20 protein-coding genes are annotated in these 23,255 nt (G+C 38.4%); 5 read left to right on the top strand and 15 right to left on the bottom strand.

The window, feature by feature from the left end; translation table 11 throughout:
• Complete coding sequence (locus ACP6L2_RS11315; RefSeq protein ID WP_440509315.1) at positions 1-1,215, bottom strand: C40 family peptidase; 1,215 nt, start codon at positions 1,213-1,215, stop codon at positions 1-3.
• A gap of 172 nt (positions 1,216-1,387) precedes the next feature.
• On the opposite strand from ACP6L2_RS11315, the gene ACP6L2_RS11310 reads away from it, so the two are divergent.
• Together ACP6L2_RS11310 and msrA are read left to right on the top strand one after the other, a co-directional pair.
• On the top strand, positions 1,388-2,428 hold the full coding sequence (locus ACP6L2_RS11310; protein WP_440509313.1) for a N(4)-(beta-N-acetylglucosaminyl)-L-asparaginase: 1,041 nt from the start codon (positions 1,388-1,390) through the stop codon (positions 2,426-2,428).
• 45 nt (positions 2,429-2,473) lie between these two features.
• Positions 2,474-2,989 carry a peptide-methionine (S)-S-oxide reductase MsrA gene (msrA, locus tag ACP6L2_RS11305; protein ID WP_440509311.1) on the top strand — a complete coding sequence of 172 codons (516 nt, stop codon included), beginning with the start codon at positions 2,474-2,476 and terminating at the stop codon, positions 2,987-2,989.
• 974 nt (positions 2,990-3,963) lie between these two features.
• On the opposite strand, the gene ACP6L2_RS11300 is transcribed toward msrA, so the two are convergent.
• The 4 genes from ACP6L2_RS11300 to ACP6L2_RS11285 are packed head-to-tail and all read right to left on the bottom strand — an operon-like array spanning position 3,964 to position 8,629.
• Positions 3,964-5,469 carry a M14 family zinc carboxypeptidase gene (locus ACP6L2_RS11300; RefSeq protein WP_440509309.1) on the bottom strand — a complete coding sequence of 502 codons (1,506 nt, stop codon included), beginning with the start codon at positions 5,467-5,469 and terminating at the stop codon, positions 3,964-3,966.
• Between the two features lies 1 nt (position 5,470).
• Positions 5,471-6,517, bottom strand: coding sequence for a S66 peptidase family protein (locus ACP6L2_RS11295; protein ID WP_440509307.1), 1,047 nt, complete (start codon positions 6,515-6,517; stop codon positions 5,471-5,473).
• Between the two features lie 3 nt (positions 6,518-6,520).
• Positions 6,521-7,855, bottom strand: coding sequence for a dihydroorotase (locus tag ACP6L2_RS11290; RefSeq protein WP_440509305.1), 1,335 nt, complete (start codon positions 7,853-7,855; stop codon positions 6,521-6,523).
• A 45-nt stretch (positions 7,856-7,900) separates the two neighbouring features.
• Positions 7,901-8,629, bottom strand: a complete 729-nt coding sequence (locus ACP6L2_RS11285; protein WP_440509303.1) for an ATP-binding cassette domain-containing protein — start codon at positions 8,627-8,629, stop codon at positions 7,901-7,903.
• A 467-nt stretch (positions 8,630-9,096) separates the two neighbouring features.
• Between ACP6L2_RS11285 and ACP6L2_RS11280 the strand changes: the two genes are divergently transcribed.
• The 3 genes from ACP6L2_RS11280 (at position 9,097) to ACP6L2_RS11270 (ending at position 10,776) form a co-directional block, all read left to right on the top strand.
• Positions 9,097-9,714: a Crp/Fnr family transcriptional regulator gene (locus ACP6L2_RS11280; RefSeq protein ID WP_440509301.1), complete on the top strand. Its 618-nt coding sequence runs from the start codon at positions 9,097-9,099 to the stop codon at positions 9,712-9,714.
• Between the two features lie 87 nt (positions 9,715-9,801).
• Complete coding sequence (locus ACP6L2_RS11275; RefSeq protein WP_440509299.1) at positions 9,802-10,029, top strand: YgaP family membrane protein; 228 nt, start codon at positions 9,802-9,804, stop codon at positions 10,027-10,029.
• Positions 10,030-10,326: 297 nt separating this feature from the next.
• The gene (locus ACP6L2_RS11270) at positions 10,327-10,776 is read left to right on the top strand and encodes a hypothetical protein (protein ID WP_440509297.1); all 450 of its coding nucleotides are present in this window, start codon (positions 10,327-10,329) and stop codon (positions 10,774-10,776) included.
• 100 nt (positions 10,777-10,876) lie between these two features.
• On the opposite strand, the gene ACP6L2_RS11265 is transcribed toward ACP6L2_RS11270, so the two are convergent.
• The 10 genes from ACP6L2_RS11265 to ACP6L2_RS11220 form a co-directional block, all read right to left on the bottom strand.
• The gene (locus tag ACP6L2_RS11265) at positions 10,877-12,052 is read right to left on the bottom strand and encodes an AGE family epimerase/isomerase (RefSeq protein ID WP_440509295.1); all 1,176 of its coding nucleotides are present in this window, start codon (positions 12,050-12,052) and stop codon (positions 10,877-10,879) included.
• Between the two features lie 9 nt (positions 12,053-12,061).
• Positions 12,062-12,997, bottom strand: a complete 936-nt coding sequence (locus tag ACP6L2_RS11260) for a DUF4434 domain-containing protein (protein ID WP_440509294.1) — start codon at positions 12,995-12,997, stop codon at positions 12,062-12,064.
• Positions 12,994-13,680, bottom strand: coding sequence for a GDSL-type esterase/lipase family protein (locus ACP6L2_RS11255; protein WP_440509292.1), 687 nt, complete (start codon positions 13,678-13,680; stop codon positions 12,994-12,996). Before ACP6L2_RS11255 ends, ACP6L2_RS11260 begins: the two co-directional genes overlap by 4 nt.
• Positions 13,681-13,683: 3 nt before the next feature.
• Positions 13,684-14,361: a GDSL-type esterase/lipase family protein gene (locus tag ACP6L2_RS11250; protein WP_440509290.1), complete on the bottom strand. Its 678-nt coding sequence runs from the start codon at positions 14,359-14,361 to the stop codon at positions 13,684-13,686.
• Positions 14,362-14,395: 34 nt separating this feature from the next.
• The gene (locus tag ACP6L2_RS11245; RefSeq protein WP_440509288.1) at positions 14,396-15,808 is read right to left on the bottom strand and encodes a DUF5009 domain-containing protein; all 1,413 of its coding nucleotides are present in this window, start codon (positions 15,806-15,808) and stop codon (positions 14,396-14,398) included.
• A gap of 85 nt (positions 15,809-15,893) precedes the next feature.
• A complete protein-coding gene (locus ACP6L2_RS11240; protein WP_440509286.1) occupies positions 15,894-17,072 on the bottom strand; it encodes a copper amine oxidase in 1,179 nt (392 codons plus the stop codon).
• Positions 17,073-17,082: 10 nt separating this feature from the next.
• On the bottom strand, positions 17,083-18,396 hold the full coding sequence (locus tag ACP6L2_RS11235) for an alpha amylase family protein (RefSeq protein WP_440509284.1): 1,314 nt from the start codon (positions 18,394-18,396) through the stop codon (positions 17,083-17,085).
• Between the two features lie 7 nt (positions 18,397-18,403).
• Positions 18,404-19,798: an alpha amylase family protein gene (locus tag ACP6L2_RS11230; protein ID WP_440509283.1), complete on the bottom strand. Its 1,395-nt coding sequence runs from the start codon at positions 19,796-19,798 to the stop codon at positions 18,404-18,406.
• A 62-nt stretch (positions 19,799-19,860) separates the two neighbouring features.
• The gene (locus ACP6L2_RS11225) at positions 19,861-21,537 is read right to left on the bottom strand and encodes a DUF5018 domain-containing protein (RefSeq protein ID WP_440509281.1); all 1,677 of its coding nucleotides are present in this window, start codon (positions 21,535-21,537) and stop codon (positions 19,861-19,863) included.
• An 18-nt stretch (positions 21,538-21,555) separates the two neighbouring features.
• Complete coding sequence (locus ACP6L2_RS11220) at positions 21,556-23,250, bottom strand: RagB/SusD family nutrient uptake outer membrane protein (RefSeq protein ID WP_440509279.1); 1,695 nt, start codon at positions 23,248-23,250, stop codon at positions 21,556-21,558.
• Between the last annotated feature and the right edge of the window lie 5 nt (positions 23,251-23,255).

Raw genomic sequence — 23,255 nt, 5'->3', positions numbered from 1 at the left:
TTACTTTTTATAGTAGGCGTTATCTTTTACGGCTTGTATCTGTGTATCCTTAGCTCCAATGTAGCGACGTGCAGCAACAACGGTTCTCGTTTGGAAATCATCGTAATTCTGCGCGTTTTTCAACATTGAATTAATACGAACGGTACCTGCTGCATGTATAAATTCTCCATTGCCAATGTATAATGCTACGTGCGTAACACGCGCATTCGGATTGCTGTTTTTACCTGATGCAAAAAACAACAAATCTGCAGGTTTCAAATTCTTTAATGCTTTCTCCGAATCAAAATGACCATCCTTATCCAGGATATCAATCTTATCTCCTGCCAATACTTGTTGGGAAGCGTCTCGCGGTATAACCACCCCATTCATGTAATAGGCGGTCTTGGTAAAACCAGAACAATCTACTCCTTTTACTGATGTTCCTCCCCATAAATAAGGTAATCCCATCATGGTTTTCGCACTTGCCAACACATTTTCCGATGTCAGATCACGCGAAGACAACCATTGTTCAAAGGTCAAGGCTTCCTCTTTTGGAATAAATGCCTGACGTTTATCAGGATATTCTACCTGATAAAAAGCAGCTGATTCTCCTTTTAATGCAAGGATATCGCCATACACCAAATCAGATACACGCATGCTTTTCTGATCAGCCTGCGAATATGACTTTCCAAATTCTTGGGTATAAATCAATTTCTTATTGGCTTTCCAATCGGCAATTTCTTGCTTATTCATGGCAACAACCGAAGATGCAGGAACATAAGAAATATAGCCTTCTGGTGTTCTTACGCGGTATTCTCCACGATCTTTCTGCAATATATCCACCTGAGTTCCCAATAAGGATTGGGTAGCCATTTCAGAGGCATTACCCGGCTGCGTACGCATATTGGCAACAGACATGTTAATGACACCATAAATCTTATCTGATACCGATGTGTCAGGAAGATTTTTGATGTTGACCTTGGCTTTCAACCCTTTCAATTGTTTGTTCAAGAATTGACTTGCCTCAGCCTCGGTAGATTCAATGACATACTGATTGTTCTTTGCGTCTGCCTGAACCAATGCAACAATCTTAGTACGTTTATCAGGCGCATATTTTTGCTTAGCTTCCGAAACGATTTTTTCCACTTTTTTATACAGTGTGGAGTCCGTTTGCGCCTGACTAACTTGTTGTATGCCTAGCATGAAACAAAATAATGCGGTAATTTTTAAGTTCATTTTTACTGTTTTGAATGTCCTAAATTAGGTAAAGATGCATAAAGATGCTGGCTATTCCACGCAAGTAAGCATTTTTTTACCGTTTTTCAAATTAGATTACGCAAAATCATGCACACAAGCTATTCTTAGGCTTTTTGAAAAAGCGTTATCTATTACTAATATTGCAAATACTATGCATTCAAGACGAAAATTTATCAAACAAAGTATTGTAGGTGCGGCAAGCATCTCGGCACTTAGCACGGCTATTTCTTGTGACAACAAGAATACAAGCAACGGTCCTATCCGCAAACCGATTGTCATTTCTACTTGGGATTTTGGTGTTGCGGCGAATAGAGCGGCGTGGGAAATTTTAGGTAAAAACGGTCGATCTTTGGATGCTGTCGAGAAGGGTGTGAAAGTCGCCGAAGCAGACCTGAGCAATCCTACGGTGGGTAAAGGTGGTTATCCCGATCGAGATGGTCATGTGACTTTAGATGCCTGCATCATGGATGAATTAGGAAATTGTGGTTCTGTGGCTGCCATGGAAGATATTGCCCACCCCATCTCCGTAGCACGTATGGTCATGGAACGTACGCCTCATGTGATGCTAGTCGGTGAAGGTGCAAAACAATTTGCCTTGGAAAATGGCTTTAAAGCTGAAAACTTGCTTATTGAATCGTCTGAAAAAGCATGGAAAGAATGGCTGAAAGAAAAGAATTATAAGCCAGTAATGAATATTGAAAACAAATCTTTTGCTACGGAAAAACTTCCCGGCAACCAATATAACCACGATACCATCGGTATGCTTGCCTTGGATGCCAATGGCAACCTTTCAGGTGCTTGTACCACCAGTGGAATGGCTTTTAAAATGCATGGTCGTGTTGGTGACAGCCCGATTATCGGTGCTGGACTTTATGTAGACAATGAGGTAGGCGGAGCAACCTCTACCGGAGTTGGTGAAGAAGTGATTCGTACGGTAGGTAGTTTTCTGGTAGTAGAGCTTATGCGTCAGGGTTATAGCCCGGAGGATGCTTGTAAAGAGGCGGTTTTGCGTATCGTGAAAAAGAAACCTGATATCGCAAAGGATATACAGGTGGGTTTCTTAGCCTTGAACAAGGATGGACAATATGGTTCTTATGCACTTCAAGATGGATTTACCTTTGCTGTATGCCATACCGATAAACAGGATCTTATCGAAAAAGGGAAATTCCATTACCCAGTGAAGAAAGGCTAAAATTTTTTCTTCGTAAATTTGCAATAAACAAGAACAGTAAAATAGATGAAAGCAACATTCGGTGGAGGTTGCTTCTGGTGTACAGAAGTAATCTTTCAACATACTAAAGGCGTAGAGAAGGTGATTCCTGGTTATATGGGCGGACAACGTGAAAACCCAACCTATGAGCAAGTCTGCTCCGGTGCTACTGGACACGTGGAAGTGATCGATATTTATTACGATGAAACACAAGTAACTTTCCAAGACTTATTGGAAGTGTTTTTCAAGACACATGACCCAACCACACTAAACCGTCAGGGAGCCGATGTAGGGACGCAATACCGCTCCGTGGTATTCTACCATAGCGAAGAACAAAAACAGGAAACAGAGGCCTTTATTCAGGCCTTAGAAGAAGCAAAAGTATATGACAGCCCTATAGTAACTGCAATAGAACCTGCTGTGACTTTCTGGGAAGCCGAAGGATACCATCATGACTATTTCAATCTAAATCCACAAAATCAATTCTGTCAAGTGGTCATCGCCCCTAAACTGCAGAAATTCTTGAAAATGTACCAAAAATAGGATACCTCCTATTTGAAGATATAGTTATTTAAAAGCCTAGTTTCTATCGTTCAAAATAGAAACTAGGCTTTTTACTTTTTAAAAGACCCCTTACCTAGCTAAACAATTAAATGGGATCTTATTCTGTCCATATTTCCTTCGTATCAACTACCTATCAAGCTCCATATTGCTTCGAGACTCTAATGGAATTTCTTAGGATTTCATAAGGATCTTGTTCGGATCTCGTTCGGTCAGAACCGAACGAGATCCGAAGGAGATCCGAACAAGTTCCGAAGGAGATCCGAAGGGTTCTCGAATCCACCCCCTAGCAAACCCCTAGCAAATCCCTAGCAAACCCCTGTTTGATAGTAATTTGTATGGAGTAGTTAGTAGTTAGACCTATGGTGGGTTAAGTCTTTAAGTGTTAAGGTTCTGAATGTATATTCGATGTGAATTTAGACCTAATAGCGAGATATTAAATTCGGCACTTCCAACTCTGAGCAACACGAAGAGTCTATGTTTCCTCTCTCTCAAGTCCACGTCATTCTTTATCGAAGATAAAGAAACTCAAAACTGTCTAGGTAATACCACCCGTTTTAAGGTAAAGGTGGAAGGTGGAAAGACATAAAGTTAGGTATTGAACGGGCGATGCATGCATCGCCCCTACAAACATTCGTGATTTTATTGTTTCTAGACAAAATAACTGTAGGGTCGAAGCATGCTTCGACCGCTTATATTAAACCAAATATATTGACCATTTCTGATTTGCATAGTATGAAGTTCTTTCGGCAAGCCTCAAGATGACACGGTTTTTGGAGGGGAGAGATGAGACTCTTCGCTTCGCTCTGAGTTGTAAGTGCTGTAATTTTTTAGTGCGATCGATGAATGCATCGACCGCTAAAAAAAAGGACTATGCAGTTAATACTGATAGTCCTAAATTTCTTATCCTTTAGACAAAATACAACAGTCTAAAGACGATATGACATCAAACTTCCTTACTGAACCCTATTTTTTAATTCTGGGATTTCGGAAAGCGGTTTAGAAAGATCGATCAAATAACCATTTAAAATGGCATATTTCAGATTTCCTGCTTTATCGCCAATGTAAAAGTTTGCTGTTCCTCCCAGGTCAATGACTGGTGTTGTAGCGAAGCTATTTCCAGCAAAAACATGGATCGGTAAATTATGCAAACTATTAGCTTGCCCTGCTGCCAAGCCTTTCACTTGTACGCCCATATATCCTTTCTTCAATAGGTCATAAGCCATTTCTTTGGTTATGTTCTTAAGAGAATCAACAGGTTGAGGTGCTATTTTCCCAATAATAAACTTCATTCCATCAGCTTGTACCTCATCATATCCGTAAGATTCTTGCAAGTCTCCGATATCTTCTACTCGACCGCGAATAAAATAATCGCGATCGACCGTAGTCTCGCCCCTACGGATAGCAATATCACTTTTTAAGGAGATCGAATCAGATCCAAACTCAAGACCACGTATCATGACATCATGAAGCTGACTGGCATTAAATGGAATCTCCTCATATCCCTTCGCATCATACTGTTCATAACTGCCTTCAGCAATTTGAATTAAGGCATTGAGGATGATAATAAAATTAAGTTTACGGATTTTCTGCTTCTCCGGATCGCCTTTTAGGCCTCCGGACTCAATGAGCACTGTACTGGCATCCCAAGACTGGAAATTATCTCCAAAGCCTCTCGGCGTGTATGTATCATCGTATTTAGCAACCGCATCAGGTATGTACTTTTGTAGGATACCATTCATTCCAACAATAATTTGCATAGCACCTTCACGGATATCGTTGATATCCCTTTCGGTATTGAATGCCGGTGCCAATAAGGAAATACTCACTGGGTTCTTAGTCCCGGGAACATTGTAGTAGATATTCTGATCGTGTAAATTAAATCCATAGCGCGGATTTACGGCTTTAGCTCTGGAACGAAGTAATGCCCCCTCAACCGTCTGTCCAGCACGAGCATCCCGATTTAAATCAATACTCTGTGCATTGCGTCGCATATAACGTTCTGCACCATCTGGATTTAACATCGGAATAAAATGAAGATTCAATTTATCATGCAACAGATTTCGGATACTATCATAGCCATCACCCTTTCCTTCCAAGAAGTTGAAAATGTCAAATAAAGCCATCGTTGCAGTCGGTTCATCCCCGTGCATCTGCGACCATAGCATTACTTTTTTATCCCCTTTCCCATATTCCAATTCATAGATGGCTCTGCCTTCTACCGACTTACCGATCTGGCTAACTTGAAACAGTTTATTTCCTTGGTGCACTTGAATCAAGGAATCCACATCTTTGTGCTTAAAGCGGCGATGGAAAAGCGCTTGCTCTTTGTATTGCTCATGCATGGCATTCCATTTGGCAGTATCCAATTGCATGCCTGTGATGGCTTTAGAACCCGAATTAAAAGGATTGCTACATGTAGTCGCGGCAAGTAAACCGAGGGAAAGAAGGGCTATTTTCATATTATACTAACGCTTTTTCTAAGAATTCTATTGTGCCTTTATTGGCATCCATCCGTACCTTCACCCCCACCGGCAATAAGAATTGATCGGCAATATGTCCAATTACTGCTCCTGAATATGCAGGGATGCCTAATGGTTTAATATAATCGCGTAATATTTGATCGAGGTTAAGTGATCCAAATCCTGCAGATGGGTTACAGTCGGTACATTTTCCGAATACAAATCCCTTGATTTGTTTCAAGATACCTGCATTCATCAATTGGCAGAACATTCGATCTACTTTTTCAGGCGATTCACTAACTTCTTCCAAGAACAAGATGCTGTCCTTAAAGTCTGGAAGATAAGGTGAACCACAAAGGCCTGAAATCAAAGTTAAGTTACCACCTAACAATTTCCCTTCCACAACACCAGGATGAAGCGTTGTAATGCGGTCCTTATAAGTGACTACATTATCTCCTTTTTTATCCGGATTTTGGAAAGTAACCAACTTGTTCTCCATCAATTGTTCCTTAAAACCATTGGCTACATAATTGCTCCAAGTACTTGTACCCACAGGACCATGGAAAGTTACCAGTCCTATTTTAGCTTGAAACGCCATAATCAAGGCGGTTATATCACTATATCCCAATAACACTTTCGGGTTTTTAGCTACCATATTGTAATCGATCCGGTGTAATAAACGAGAAGCCCCAGCACCACCACGGATACACAGGATACCAGCTACGCCTTTGTCAGCAAACATGGCATGAAGGTCTTCCAGGCGCTGATCATCCGTACCAGCTAAATTACCATAGCGTTCGCGGATGTATTTCCCCTCCTTGACCTGAAAGCCAAAATAAGTCAATACCTCCTTGCAAATAGTAATAGACTCTTCATCGGGTAAAGCGGAAGCAGGTGTGATAATACCGATAGTATCACCAGCTTTTAATACCTTGCCTTTCAATAAAGATGTTACTTGACCGGACATTGCCAGCGCTTCCCCCTGACCAAAAACTGGAATACTCGCCAGTCCCAATCCTAAGGATTTTATAAAAGAACGTTTATTCATAATTTATCGGTTAAAAAGTAAACGATGACCTGAACCTACTTCTAGGATTTTCCCATTCGAGTAAGCCAGATTACCAGATACAAATGTATGTTCAATGGTAGATGAAAAAGTATGGTTTTCAAAAGGAGACCAACAACATTTAGATAGAATATTATCCTTAGTAACGGTATAAGGTTTATTTAGATCGACCAAAACTAAATCAGCCCAATAACCTTCGCGAATAAATCCACGTTGTTCAATTTGAAATAATCGTGCTGTGTTATGTGCAGACTTTTGCACCAATTGTTCCAAGGTCATTTTACCTTCTTTCACCATGTCCAACAATGCCTGTAGTGCATGCTGCACCAAAGGTCCTCCTGATGGAGCTTGAAGATAGGGTTGTGACTTCTCCTCGAAAGTATGGGGAGCATGATCTGTTGCTATAACATCGATATGGCCATCTAAAACTGCTTTTAAGATTGCATCACGGTCATTGGCAGTTTTCACGGCAGGGTTCCACTTAATGAAGTTCCCCTTTGTTTTATAGTCAGCATCTGAGAACCAAAGGTGGTGTATACACGCTTCGGCGGTGATGCGTTTTTCCTCTAACGGAATATCATTACGGAATAAAGCAATCTCCTTAGCTGTGGAAATATGCAATATGTGCAAACGAGTATTATTCTTTTTAGCCAGTTCTACCGCTTTGGAAGACGATAGATAACAAGCTTCTTCGGAACGGATCAAGGGGTGCATTTCAATAGTAACCTCATCACCATATTTAGCTTTGTAAGCTGCTAAATTAGCCTGTATAGTTGCTTCATCCTCACAATGGGTAGCAATCAGTGTAGGCGCTTGACTAAAAATTGCCTCTAAAGCTTTTTCATTGTCTACCAACATATTTCCGGTAGATGAGCCCATAAATACTTTTATCCCACAGACATCTCGAGGATTGGTTTTCAATACCTCTTCCAGGTTATCGTTTGCTGCTCCCATAAAGAAGGAATAGTTTGCCAAGGAAGTATCTTGAGCGATATCGTATTTATCTTGAAGGAGCTTTTGTGTTAGGGTGTTTGGTACCGTGTTGGGCATTTCCATAAAGGAAGTAGTACCCCCTGCAACTGCAGCTCGGCTTTCTGTAAAAATATCAGCTTTATAGGTTAATCCAGGCTCACGAAAGTGTACTTGATCATCAATAAGACCCGGAAAAAGGTGCAAGCCTTCGGCATTGATTTCCTGATCTGCTTTTTGGTCTATAGTACCGGCAATTTTTTCGATACGACCATCTTTAATCAGAATATCCAAGGCACGCTGCTCGCCCTCATTTACGACTTGAGCATGTTTAATTAATATAGTAGACATGTATAGAGTTTTTTTAATGCTTAACAAATATAGGAATTATGCGATTTAAGCGGGCGATTTATCCGATGGCTTATCAAATGTTCCTTCAGGGAGATAAAACAGCTCCAAATCTTCCTTTTTCTCAATCTTTCTGCAGCCGCCATTCTCCAATAATAACAACTGATTGCTCACCTCTAGAACATTCATATAATCGTGGTCAGAAACCATTATTCCTTTACGATCCTTTAATTTGCGGATTTGTTCTTGGATTTTCTCTTTAAGGACGGGCGATAATCCGGTAAAGGGTTCATCCAAAAGTATGAAAGTAGCCTTTTGATTTAATAATAAAAGGATTTCCAAATAGCGTAATTCACCTCCAGATAGATCAGCAATTTTATTATTCAGGATAGGTTTGATGATTTCATCCGTATATATTTCTTCACGAATTGCCTGATCATTCAACATAAAGTTAATCATGGTCTTCACTTTCTTCGCGGTTGGTAGAAAACTGTCTTGCGGCAATAAGCAGACTTCTTTGGTAGCATAAGCACATTTTACCTTGACACCATTGACCCGGATATAAGCAAATTGTGCCCTTAAAGATCCGAATACAATTTTCATGAAGGTGGATTTTCCAGTTCCGTTTCGACCTAAAAAACCTAGAACCTGCCCTACTTTTAAAACCAAATATCCACCAGTCAGCAAGGACCTTTGCCCTGAATAACAGAACTCCACAGAATCGACAAACAATTCCTTTTCTGCTAAAGTATCCTTATGTGCTTCGTGTAAACCCATAATAAACGAATAAGTATAAAAGCACAGCGATCAGGAAATTTATTAACAAAGAGGATAGAATTAGTCGTCGTCTGGATAGTCCTAGGTTATAGTACATATAGATACTATTTTTCTCAAAGAGAAGAACTAATCCCAGAGCACCAAAAAATCCCACAGTAGCAAAAAGAAAGGGGGTAAATGCCAAATAGCCAAATTCTCCCATTAGGCCGAACAATAAAGTAAGGACAATATTGATATAGAGAATGGGCAAATAATACCGCCAGATATGCTTGTTTATTAAGGGCATGCACTAAAGCTACTAAGAAATTAAGATAATGGCAAGAGGGATTTTGTGACAAATAAGCGAACCTAAATAGCTGTTGGATTGTATAAAAGAGGAGGATAAGCATAAAAGGTCTGATTTTATGGGTAAAGAAAAATCTATAAGTTAAATTAGGCTAAGATTACATTAACTAATTTATACACAGATGATTTCGGAGAAATTTGATTTCCTGTTGGAAGCAGGACTTCGGGAGGAGTTTGAACAAGCTGGGCAATTGATGCAGATTCCAGCTGGGCAACTTGTCGTAGAACCTCAAAAATACATCAAAGTAATTCCTTTCTTACTCAAAGGGAGCATGAAGGTCATTCGACAGGATGAAGATGGCCATGAATTGTTTATTTATTATATCCGTTCTGGTGAAACTTGTGCCGTTTCTTTGTCGACTTTATTAATGGATAAACTAGCCAGCATAAAAGCCATTACGGAGGATGATGTCGAGCTGATAGCGATCCCCTCGTCCTTAGCTAGGCGTTGGTATGACATGTATCCCAGCTGGCGAATGTTTGTCTTAAGAACCATGGATCAACGATTTGAAGAAGTCATTAACACCTTAGATAAGGTAGCCTTTAAAAAAATAGACGAACGATTATTGGATTACCTGACAGAAAAAACAAAAATAACGGGTTCCAAAAGCTTAAATATGACACATCAGGAAATAGCAAACGAGCTTTCCACTTCCAGAGAGGTAATCTCTCGATTACTCAAACTATTTGAACAGCGTGGAATACTGAAACTATTCAGAAATAAAATAGAGATTAATTAGAAATTATTTCCTTATGTGACAAAAGTCACCAACTATTTCTTTTTAATAGTAGACATTTGTATCCGTAATCACCTAATAAATCGAGCTATGAAAAAGAACATGGGAACAGTTGATAGGACAATACGCGTCATTTTAGCTTTGGCTATTGCGGTATTGTATTTTATGAATGTCATCTCAGGTACACTTGCTATTGTGCTATTGGTTATAGCGGTAGTTTTTGTATTAACGAGTGTAATAGGTTACTGTCCGCTATACAGTCTTTTGGGTATTAGCAGCAGGAAAAGAACGGACACGGAAGAATTCACTGAATTTTAAAACGTGTTGACCCTCATCTACCACTGAGGAACCGTATTTGGTAATTAGTATGGCGTATAAATCGTCCAAGGGATTTATATTAAATACTAATTACTGGGTACAGCAAATATTATCCAAAATACCTCCAAACGCTCTTACTGGTTAACACTGCTCCAATTTGAATTTCTATATACAATAAATACTAATCACAGGTTAATGAAATATTATTAGCAAATTAACTTTCTTTTAACAGTCTATTATTTATTTTCGCAAAACAATAGAAAATAATTAAAATAATATATCATTAAAGAAACCAACATGAAATTCAAAAACACTAACCAACCATTTCTATTAATTATTTTAATGGTAACATGTTTTACCTTACTTTCCCTTAAAGGCCATCCACAGGCCGCAGATTCCACGCTTTACAAGCAGTATATGGAAAAAGCTTCTTATTCTAAAAAGAAGGGAAATAAGCTCTTGATTATTGGTGGGTCTTGTATTTTCGTTGGGGTATCCGCGATTGCGCTCGATAGTGCTATTCCATCTCCTAATAATGTTCAAAGTGATGTAATTCGCTTAACTAGTACCATGGCAGTAGCAATTTTGGGAATAACTGGAGGTTCCGTGGTCTCCTTAGTAAGTGTTCCATTTTATGTTACAGCAGGTAAAAATCGTCGGAAAGCATTGAAAGTCCAACCAATATCGCAGCAAGTAATTCTACCTCAAGGAACGGGTGTTACCTTGGGATTGAAAATGCAGTTTTAGAAGGGGATTATCAGTAAGACACCAATAAAATATAAAAAGCAAATCTCCTTGAGATAATACTCAAGGAGATTTGCTTTTTATAAACTCTCGTATTGTTTAATTATTTAATTGTGCTCAGGTTCTCAATTTGTTCCAGCGCATTATAAACCTTGTACAAAGCTCGAGGCACATGGAAACAACCTTTCCACTTTCCTCCTTTTAAAGTGTTTAATGGTGTTCCTTGTCTTGTTAAATAACCGTACCATTCACCATATTGAGGATCGCTGAATCGAAGGAAAGTATAAGCATCTAACTTTTCAAACCAGTCTTTACATTCCTGTCTACCTGTATAGGCATAACCTTTTGCCATACACACCAGTGCTTCTAAATGTACCCACCAAAGCTTCTGATCCCATTCCAATTGAAGTAAAGGCTTATCTAGTATATCCTTGAAATATAGAATTCCACCATATTGTTCATCCCATCCATAGTTTAGCGCACGGAGTGCAATATCCACACATTGATCCATTAACTTCATATCATGACGTCGTGCAGCGAGATCCATCATAAACCACATGGCTTCAATAATGTGCCCAGGGTTAACTAACCGACCTTCAAATGTATCCGAGAAACTACCATCCAAATTGACACTCTCCATGATTAAGCCAGTATCTTCTTGGAAAAAGACATCCATCACCTCATGGATAACCTCATCGATTAGGGTGTCTACTGTTTTCTTATCAATGATGTGTTCTAATTCTAAAGCTAGATTACTTAATATCATTGGAAGGGAAAAGCCTTTTAAATTCCGAGTATTTGGGAACTGCTTATTGTATTTTCCTTTTGGGTTTTCCCGACGATCTAAAATCCTATTAAAGGTTTGATGCGCAATTTCTGCATATTGATCATTTTTCTCGATTTTATACAATGCCCCTAAGCCCATACTGGCAAAGCAATCGGAAAAAATATTATAAGCTTGAACAAGCGGTTTCCCAGAGCGGTCTAAAGAGAAATACCAATCGCCTTGAGGGTCTTGTCCATGTTTCAAAATAAAGTCAGCACCCTGAATGGCCATTTCCTTCCAGGTATCATTGTTCTCTACGGCATGGTACATGGAAGACATGGTCCAGATTTGACGACCCTGTAACCACATAAATTTATCTGTATCGAATACTTGGCCTTCACGATCTAAACAGGTAAAATATCCTCCAAATTCCTTATCGTTAGAATTTTTTGTCCAAAAAGGAAGGACATTCTGCAGCAATTCCTGTTTATATTTATTCACAACATCCATCATATCTTTTGCTTATTTCAAATTGTCTATATATTCTTTGTATCGGTTAAATAAATGTCCAGCCTGTAAATACGCAGACTGTGGGCTCATAAAATGAGAGAATTCGAAGGTAATAGCCTTATCATATCCTGCCTTACGCGCAGCTTCTAATTTCAGTCGTAATTTTTCAAATTTGATTGGCAAGAATTTAATAGGCATATCGCGATCAAAGGATTCAGCATTTGTCCAACAGGACATACCATATCGATCGGCTAATGTCTTATTGACAGCGAAGAAGTCTTCCAATTCATGGTAATCGATATGACCATCTTGGAAAGCAACGGCATCTACAGCATGATGGATTTCCTGAAATATTTCATCCCATTCCCGCTCATGTTCCTGAAGTGAAACCACATCTGCCTTTGACAAATTAGAAGAAGAAGCCATCACGGCTTTCTTTCCATCTATCCAAGGAGAAATAAGCGTAGGGAGGTTATTACTTACGCCTTTACATTGCTCGCCAAGAACTCGGAAAGCTGTTGCTGCACCTTTGGTTTTACGGCTAATCTCCATGCTTAAATACCATCCTGCGAAACTTGAATAATGACCATATTTGGACCACACTTCATCAATCACATAGCGATTAGCATCTATCTCATGCTGCATAATCCCTGTATCCCAATACTTGCCACTATCGTATAATCCGAAATAGAATTTCAAGCCATGCTTCTCCGCCAATTGAAGAAACATCGCTACCAGGTCAACTGGTGGTTCATAACAACCATATTGAGATTGCAAAAATGTTGATGGATAAGTGATAAAGTTCCTATAACCACTACGAATCATAATGACAGTATCAATGCCTACAGATTTCATGTGTTGAAAGTCTCTATCCCACTCCTCTCTTCCCCAATTCTGATGAGGTATATCGTGACTTATTTCGTCAATAAATGTCCCTGTAATTTTCATTTTAAATAGTTATTAGCTTTTAAATAAGACACCCAACGAATATATCCTTCTGTATTCAGGTGTATGCCATCTCCAGTATATTCTTCTATAAGAGTATTTCCATTACCTAGTACCTGAGTTAGGTCAATATAGGTTAAGCTATAGGCTTTTGCTAAATTCTGTAATCCCGTATTTAAGGCATTAATTTTATCTGCCTTGCCCATCAAATAATCATATTTCAACACCTTTTCATTTAATGGCAAGGAACTTTGAATGTAGATTTTAGTTTTAGGGCTGATTTGCTTAACAAGCTGAATCATCTCCTCATAATTTTTCAGGGTCCATTCGGTGGGCAAACCTCTTCCGATATCATTTATTCCCATCATTAGGAAAAGCTTTTTAGGTTTAGTTTTAACAACATCGCTAATACGGGCTTTCATTCCAAAGGTATTATCACCACCAATTCCTCTATTCGCAATTTTATTTTTACCAGTTATTAATTCGTGCCAAGGTCCTCGCTCAGTAATGCTATTTCCAAAGAATACAAAATCCACTTTTGTATCTTTTAAGCCTTGATACAATTTTTCACGAGAAGCATAATACCAGTTATTGTACGAACTATCTCTGGACAAATCTTTATTTTCTTGAGCTAAAACTGGCAAGGATAGCAGCATAGCAATTAAAACGGTTAAACTTGATTTCATAGCTTATAGGTATTTTTTACTTCTCAAATATTGTATATAAGGAACATAAGCAGCAACTTCCAAGTGTATACCATCAGGGGTTAAGTCTGCTTTTAATTGCCCATTATCATCAGCTAAAACCGGATGTAAGTCAACAAATGTCACTTGTTTATAGGATTGACTTAACTTTCTTAGTTCTGAATTGATATGTTGAAGGTCAGCGTTCTTTAATTGTTTAAAAGCCTCAATCAATTTACTTTCATTAATGGGTAATAGACTGCTGAGGTATATCTTAGTTTTTGGAGAATCTTTCTGAATCTTAGTGATTATACGTTTGTAATTTTCCAGGATGAATGATGCAGGCACATTTCTTTTTAAGTCATTGACTCCAATCATTAGGAATATTTTCTTTGGCTGATGTCTAAGGACTTCGTCTAATCTAGCAATTACGCCAAATGAAATATCACCACTAATACCGCGGTTAAGAATGGTAAGATCCGGAGCAATATCCTCCCATCGACCAGCTTCTGTTAAGCTATCTCCCAGAAAAATAGTAGCCCCTTTTTTAACAGGCATTTTCTGGAAAAAATTAAGTCTATCGGTATAACCTGAAAACACATAATTGCTATCTACTGCAACCTGAGCTTTAAGCTCTTGCATACAGAAGCCCATCATGAGTAATCCAAACAGTTTAAGTTTCATATTATTTTGTTTTAAATAGTAAATTTTATTTTCCTTAAGATCTCCAAAACCACTGTCTCTTACTACAGTAGTTTGTAATTACAATCATTAAGGTAATAAACACAAGTGTCCTGATTAAACCTAAGTAAGGGCTAATATTAGCCAATTGATCTAACCAAGGAAGTATATAGCTCAATCCCAAAACTGGGGTAATAAAGAATGCTGAAACACAATATGCAATCATTGGATTTTGGCCACAGCGTATAAATGCTCTAATCAGAAAATTATCTTTCCAAAAGGTGCTCACATAATCACAAGTCAAATAAAATATAAAAGCCAAACCACTGGTAATAAACCAATAACTAAAGGAAGATGGGTCTTTCTTAATTCCACCATCTAGGGGCTCAAAAAACAAACCTACGGTGGTAAATAACATCCCAGCAAATACCAATTGTTTATAGAATGCTAATTTTCCTTCCTTTTCATTTCTTAATAACCAATAGAACAAGATTATAAATAAAACATGTGCAATTAAATCTGCACCAAACCATCGCGCATATAAACAAATAACATGGACTGCTACAAATGCCAGTGAGAGAATAGCTAAAAGTGCACTTTGTTTCTTTTCATAATTGGAGAATGGTGATTGAAAAAGATGCTTGTGTTTCCATATAAAATCACCTAAAATAGACCCTGGCAAAACAATACATAAGTATTTTAAGTAAGCAAAATTATAGAACCAGTGAAGTTTCGGATGGAAATTCCAAATATTGGCAGTCCAGCTACCTGGAATATCCTTAGTAAACCATATCCCCATAAAAGCCAACATCAGCGCAATCCTTAAATAAAGATTATTGGCTGACAATAGCCATCCAATAGTTCCAAATACGGCCATATTAGCTAGCACCAAGATGATGATATTACTTTTCGCTTTATTAAAAGTATTTCCAATAATTTCGCTGTGGTAATATGTCAGAATAATCAATAAGATTAATCCTGAACCTTGTAATGCATACTTCTTTAATTGACTACCTTCAAAACGCATAAACAACAAAAAGAAAGCAGCAAAGGCAGTTAATGAAGTCAAATAATTAATTGGCTTTGAAGCTGTCAAATTTTCTGGCGTTAGGTAAGCTAATGCAATTGCAAAAACGACTAAAAGAAAGCCTCTCCGGATAATAATCTGACCTATTTGTTTGAATTGTTTATTGTCCAGCAACTTTTTCAAGGCAAATGGGAATGCTGCTCCCATAGAAAACAAGAAAAAAGGAAACACTAAATCTACCCAAGTAATACCTGGCTTATCAGGATTAAACTTAAAGTCAGGAGGTGCAATTTGGGCATGGTACATCCATCCGGGAAACACATGAGACCATGGAATAACAGCTGCCAAGACCATTCCTACGATAGCTAAGCCACGTAAAAAGTCAATACTAAGGTTACGGTATTTCAAGGTCTTTTCGTTCACTGTTGTTAGGTCTATGCGATTTATTGGCTATCTGTACTACCTCTTGCTTCGAGTTTTACACAGATAGCCATTTGAATTCTTTAAATTATTTTAAATCAATAGGTACCAAGATCAATGGAGTTGGTAAACACGATGCTCCTGGAGGAGAATAGGTGAAATCAATCTCTTGAACTTCTTTTTTGGGATCTGGCTTATAGATCTTAATCAAAATTGCTTCAGGAGCAGCTTTAGTGACCAATTGATTGGAAGGATATTGATTTACGGACTTTTTACCCTGCGCATCAAACAATTCCATTGTCAAGCCCATTCCGCCACACCATTGATTGTCAGCTGATCGGCTATTCCATGTAATCAAAGCTAATCCTTTACCATCGGTACTTTTCCATTTCAATTTTGTGTTGTATAACACACCATAATTCCCAGCATTCTTAGCATCTTGCTTATCCGCGCCAATAGTACCTGTAATCCAAGGATCATCTTGTCCATCAGCAACAATTAATTGTTGAACTCCAGATTTCGTATCCAAGGTGTCTTTACTAACGATAGTATAGTTCGATACAGGGAAGATTCCACGACCTGCATTCACATGACTAAATGGAATAATAGTATCAATTTTATTAAAGGCTTCAGCTGTATTGTTTTCAGGAGCTGTTTGTACCACTGAAATTAACGCTGGTTGATCAACTACAAATTCATAAAAACCATGCACCAATTCATCATACTTCGCAATTTGTTGTTCCATTTTATCATCAATTGGAACTACCTCTCCAGGTTTGATTACTTTGACATGATTGCTCTCTTCGGATTTAAAGAAATCCTCCAAACCTTGTTTACCTACTTTGAAGTAATTTGTACTTGGTGCTTGTGAAGAGTACTTCAACATCCTTAAATGCAAGTTCTCTTTACCCAAGTTTTTAATTACCGCATTGATTTTTCTAGGGATCTGATTGGGTTCTTTCACGCCATTCACATTGTAAACATATAAGCGGACAGCTCCTGGAGCTACTTGCTCCTGCATAGCGATAGCCTCGGGGATACGGATATACTCTGGGTCATCCGAAATTAAGAACTGAGGACCGGGACTAATACTTTGTTTATAAGCGATCTTTTTAAAATCAGGCTTTAAGAAGTCTTTTAATATAACAACTTCACCTTCTTTTGCATTCTTAAGAATTTTGGAAACCGCAGACATATTGTTCTGTGCAATCGCAACTTGATGACACAAAAAAGGAATAGCAACTAATGCAATAAATCTCTTAAACATATTTTTTTTATTATTTCTTTAAACCTTCTTTTACTTGATCCCACCAGCCATAATTAATGATATGGACAATATCAAAAATCATGGAACCTTCAGACTTTTCCCGACACATTTGTAGGGCCTTTATAAATTGCTCGGGATGTCCTTTATATTGCTCTACATATAATCCGGCATATACTGGAGTCTTTCCCATAGTTACCCGATTCACCAATTTAGCTGAACCTTCTACGGTGTACCATTCTTCTTGAGCTACCTTAAGACCTGATTCCAATGCCTTCTCTTCCGACTTCTTTAGGATTTCAGACTTCTCTACTTCGAGATAATAATTACCCGTAGTAAATAGGTCTAATGCTTCTGCATATCCATAGTTTTTATAGTCAGCTGAAGCCCAATCAAACTCTTTGGAAGGGTCATAATCCTTACTTGCAAAGTTCACTCCTACATCATAGTATAATGGGTACCAAGAACCGGTATAATCGCCAAACACCAACTTCGGATTAATCCCTTTTAACGCTGCTCTAGCTTCATAAATAAAGTCGTGAATAATTTTAGCTCTCCAAGTCAACCATTCTTTAAATAGGGGACCATCTTTTCTAACTTTCCCTTCGAAAGAATAAATATCTGCAGGGAAATTAGTAATCGATTTTCCTAGGTAAGCTTCAAACTGTTTTTTACTGTGTTCTGAAAAATCAGCATTTAAATTATCAAAACGCACGCGATCCAGGATCACCCCATCCAATTTCGGATACATACTCACCAATTCCTTTAGAATAGAAAGTTCGTATTCACGTACTTCTTTCAGAACAGGATTTATCATGGCGGAGTACTTATTCTTTTGTTCCGTAATGGATTTCATTCCTTCTGGCAAATAAGAGGTTGTTCTCCAGTGGAATTTACTAGGATCATCATAGACTACGCCTCTATCAAAGAAGTTGTGGCCAGCGACAAATACATTTGTGGAGGCATGAATCTTTAATCCTAATTTATGGCCTTGCTCAATGAAATAAGAAAGCATATCCCATGAAAGATCTTTTTTAGTTTTCGATTCTCCCCATGAGGTCATTACAGGTGCAATTTTACTTGGGTATAGCACCTCACCAGTAATTGGTTTGACATCCACAACAACATCGGTAATTCCAACCTCTTTGGATTTACGAAGGTAATAGTCAATGGAATCCTTATGACAGAAGCGATCAAAGTTAGCTGTCGCATCAAACCAAAGAATATTTCTATCCACAAATGGTTTCTCCTCCTTAACTTGCTGTTTTTTAACAGCGCAGGAAGTAAATAAAAGACTAAATAGTATGAAAGCAGTTAAAAATCTCATTTAAATATTAATTTTTTACACCGTCTTTTACGGCATCAAATAATTCTTGTTTCAGCATGTTATATTGTGGGGCATACATATGAACGACGTCAAATAGCATGACTCCACCAGAGGTTCTAGAAAGGATGTATTTAATTGCCTTACTGATTTCTGCTTTGTTGGCATAATTAACATTCCCAACGTCGATACTTCCATAGATAGGACGTTTTCCTTTCGTGATGTAATCAATACCATTTAGAGATCCTTCAATGCTCCACCAATGGTATTTTAAATTTGCCGTAGCCGGATTATCTGCCAAGCGAATCTGTGTGAAATAATTACCTGTCATCAGCAAGTCTAGCTCTTCGAAATAGCCAGTAGCACCGTATCCTGGGAATCCCCAATCAAATCGTAATTCAAAGTCTTGGAAGGGATCATAATCTTTACTAGCCCAGTTAACTCCGACTTGGTAATATGTAGTGTACCAAGCACCTACATAGGCACCAAATTTGGCATCAGGTTTTACGTATTTTACTGCAAGACGAGCCTTCTTTACAAAGTCCTGAATTACCGTAGTTCTGTAAACCAACCAATGCTTATAGTATTTCCCAACTACATTTGGTAATAGTTGACCAGATTGTTCTTTCCAAGAAGTTACGATATCCGTTGGGAAATTGATTTTATCCGCTTGAGCATCCTGATATTTCTCTTTTAGGAAAGTAATAAACTGTTGTTTACTGAACTCGGAGAAGTCAGCATTTATATCCGTATAACGAGCATAATCCAACATTAATCCATCCAAGTCAAACTTTCCGGCAATCTCTTTAATCATGTTGAGTACACGCTCCTGTACAACGGGTTGGGCAGGGTTTACAAAGATGTTTTTTCCTGTTTCAGATATCCTACCGATTTGTCCTTGGGTGTTTTTCACCACAATAGACTCGTATTTTTCTTTAAAATCAGCATTATCAAAACTATGTCCAATCTTACGCGAACCATCTCCTTCAACAAAAGTCACGATGGATAAGTAGGCTTTCATTTGACGTTTCTTCGCCTCTGCGATTAGGAATTCTACATAATCTTCAGGCTTGGCCTTCCCGTCCAAAGAGGTAAATTCTTTGGCGTAGTTACTTTTATACATGGTATATCCTGAACTAGGCTTGACATCGATCACTAAACCAGTCACACCACAGTCTTTCAGTATATCTAAAATCTTGACAATCTCATCCTTACTACTAAATTTTCCATAAGTACCAAAGACGTTTGAACGCGCATCTACCCATACCAATACTTGTTTTCCCGGCTGATTTACAGGTGGCTGTTCTGGATCGGGTTTTTCAGGACCAGGGGTACCTGTCCCATCTTTTTTACAGGCGGCAAAAGCCAAAATTGCCATGGCTGCTATAAGGGATCTCCATTTCATAAGTTCATTCTTTATCGGGCAGCACTAAGAGTGCCACCCGCTTATTAATAGTTTAGTATTACCTACAAATCCACACAATCATACTGTACACCAACCACATAACCATTGGTAAACATAAAGTACAGGTATAGATAAAAACCGTTATCTGATACGGCCATTACGACATCACCAGTTCCATTGGCGTTAGATGGTTGCATAGTACCAGCACGTCCATATATTCCTTTTGGTGCTGACCATATTAAGCCTGGTGTAGTATTTAGAGAAGGATTTCCAGAGAAACCACCTTCTGTATCGATTAAGAAAACTTGATCCGCAGATCCCCAATCAAAACTGTTAATGTGATTATAGGCTACGTATTTTCCATTATTGAATTCTGCATAATCCACCGCATTAGCGATAAAGTTTGCATCAAGTTTCTCTAAATTAGCAGCAACAGAGTTCGTAGTACCATTCACACGTACTAAGCGGTTATCCGAATAACCGATCGCATAATATTCACTGGAAGTAGATGTAGGGTTGGTATAAATTAAGTCAATGTTGTTATTCGACCAGGAATAATCAGTAATAGTTACCACCGTAGGTGTACTGGATACTAACGCTCCATTGATAACCTGCCAACGTGCAAATGTTTTGTCACCGGCAGCATGGAATGGTGCGGTAATGATGGCGTTTTTATTTACATCACCAATAATGGAAACCTTACGCCCAATTGCTTTGCCAGCTGTATTCCATTCAATAAAAGGAACCAAAGCAGCTGTTGCAGAATTTGCTTTCCATATTTTGAACACAGCACCGTCATTAGGTGCCAAATTATTGATAAAGATATTTCCAGCATCATCAGATGTACTATAGAAATTACGTAGGCTTCCTTTAATAGCTCCTAATTCAATAGTACCTTCTTTAGCTCCTGTAAATGCATTGATATAAACACTATTTGCTGCACGCGTATTCAATACCAAATGTTTGCCTGATACCGCAATACTGCTAGTCATATTATCAACGTCAATACCCAAATCTGCCTTTAATTTCTTAGCGAACATAATTTTCGCAGAATTTGCCCGAATACCTTTCGGCAATTTAATTGCCTCAACAGTTTTTAGTGTATACTGCTCTTTAGCATCGCCAGCAGATGTAACTGTAAATGGAATCGGTTGATTCAAGTTTACTGCTGTACCATTTGGAATAGATCCTGCAGCGTGTTTATTTAAGGTATAACTTAATTTAGGATTGATTACTTGAGTTCCTGGTACAATGGAAAAGTTCACCACATTACCTACCACAATAGCATCTACCTCTTGAGGAACTCCCTCTTGATCTTGGAAATTCAATCGTGCACCAAAAATATCAGTGTTACCTTTTTTATTCGCAACAATCACATATTTCTTAGAGGATCCATCACCTGCAACAACTTCCACATTGATGGGTTTACTTAGATCGCTGATACCATCTAATGAAGGTACAATCTTTGAATCCACCGGTATAGAAGCCTTTAAAAGCACTTTGGAAAGATCAACTTCATTATCCGAATCAATAGGATAATAATAATCGATATTTACAAAGACCGTATCGTTACTGATGTGGCTATTGAATAATCTGGAACGACCAGAACCATCCAAAGTTGCATAGAAATCGGTAATATCGGATTTATCGTTTGGCTCTACATAATCAGGCTTTTGACAAGAACCAACTATCAGGGCTAAGAACATGCCTGCCCATGTATATTTTTTAAATTTTTTCATAATTTCCATGGTTAAGAATTACCAACCTTGAATTTGTGTTAAACCTAAATTGATTTGTACTTCTCCTTCAGGAATAGGCAGGTAGTACAACTTGCCGGTGAAGCTACGATCTGATGCATCAGCTGGTACAACTTCATAGGTAAAATTGGCACCATTAGGTGTAATTTTATGTCCGGTCATTTTGGTTGCATTCAGTACAGTATGCGCTTTTCTCCAGCGTCTTAAATCCCAAAAGCGATGTCCTTCAAAAGCTAATTCTACATTACGCTCATGCTCTATAATTTCCATTGCTCTTGTTAAATTAGGTAAGGATACAGCAGGTAATGTACGTTTTGCTCTTAAGGTACTCAGAGCAGTACTTGCTCCTGCAAAATCACCTAACTGTGCTTTAGCCTCTGCCAAGTTTAAATAGACCTCGGCAAACCTAAGTTCAATCCAACTCTGGGTACTTTTATTAACCACAAAATTGGTGTTCTTTGGATCTAAGAACTTCTTGGTGTAATAACCGGTTACTGTACGTTTCGGATCACCTTGCGCTCCGAACTGTACAAAACCCTCTGCTGCATCTGCAGTACTGGTGTTAATCGTTCTTCCCTTCCATGCAGACCCATTATAAAGGATACTAGCATAAAATCTAGGCTCACGATTAGCATATGGATTTGCCGCATGAGCTGGATTGTCCCAAGAGAATTTACTTCCGTCTTTCATCTCAAACTCATCAACCAATTCTGCAGTAGGAACACCATAAACCAAGGTATTTCCTAAAGCATCTTTTGGCGGTGCATAACCTAAATCATATTGATGTGTCATCGTAGGAGCAACAAAGTCCACACGTAAAATAGCTTCTTTCGTATTTTTATTTGTGAAGATGGATTCAAAATTAGCATCCAATTCATACTGTCCCAGATCAATAGTTGCCTGTGCAGCGGCAGCAGCCTTGGTAAAGTAATCATTTGCTCTTGCAGCTTTGATTCCTGTCAATGGATCTGTATTAAATTGCTTTTGATCATACTTGGCAATTGACCCAGCAAACAAAGCGATTCTTGATTGTAGTGCATATGCAGCACCTTTAGCGGCACGACCGCTCTTATTCGTAACTGGTAAGTTTGACGCAGCAAAATCCAAGTCTTCTAACATGAAATCATAGACCTCTTCCTCACTAGATCTTGGGTTATCTTTTGTTGCATAAGCTTCAATATCTCGGAAAATAATTACCGAACCATGCAACTTCGCTAACCAGAAGTAAGCATAGGCACGGATAAATCTTGCCTCTGCTTCATACTTGACTTTATCTTCATCATTTAATTGTGATTTGGTTTTAAGACCACCGATAAACTCATTGACACGACGAATACGATCGTATCCTGATCCCCAATAGTTCAAACCTACACTAGCTGGCGAGAATTGATTGGCATTGGAAATTAAGATATTTACCGTTCCATTCCCTGGAGTATTTGAGGTAAACTTCATACCATCTGCTAAGGCATCCATGGCATTATCATAACCTAAGTTTGGAAATAAGCCAAATTGAAATTTCTTCAATTCTGCATACATACCATTCACATATAATTCAACCGTTGAAGGGTCTGCCCAAATGCTTTCTTCAACATATCTATCTTGAGGGACGACATCGATACTACAACTGCTCATACTGAACAAAGCTGAAGAGAACAAAGCCACCGCACCATATTTAAATACTTTTAAACTTCTCATAATCC

Source organism: Sphingobacterium lactis (assembly GCF_051951495.1).
GTDB classification, from domain to species: domain Bacteria; phylum Bacteroidota; class Bacteroidia; order Sphingobacteriales; family Sphingobacteriaceae; genus Sphingobacterium; species Sphingobacterium lactis_A.
This window is presented reverse-complemented; position numbering and strand designations above follow the sequence as displayed.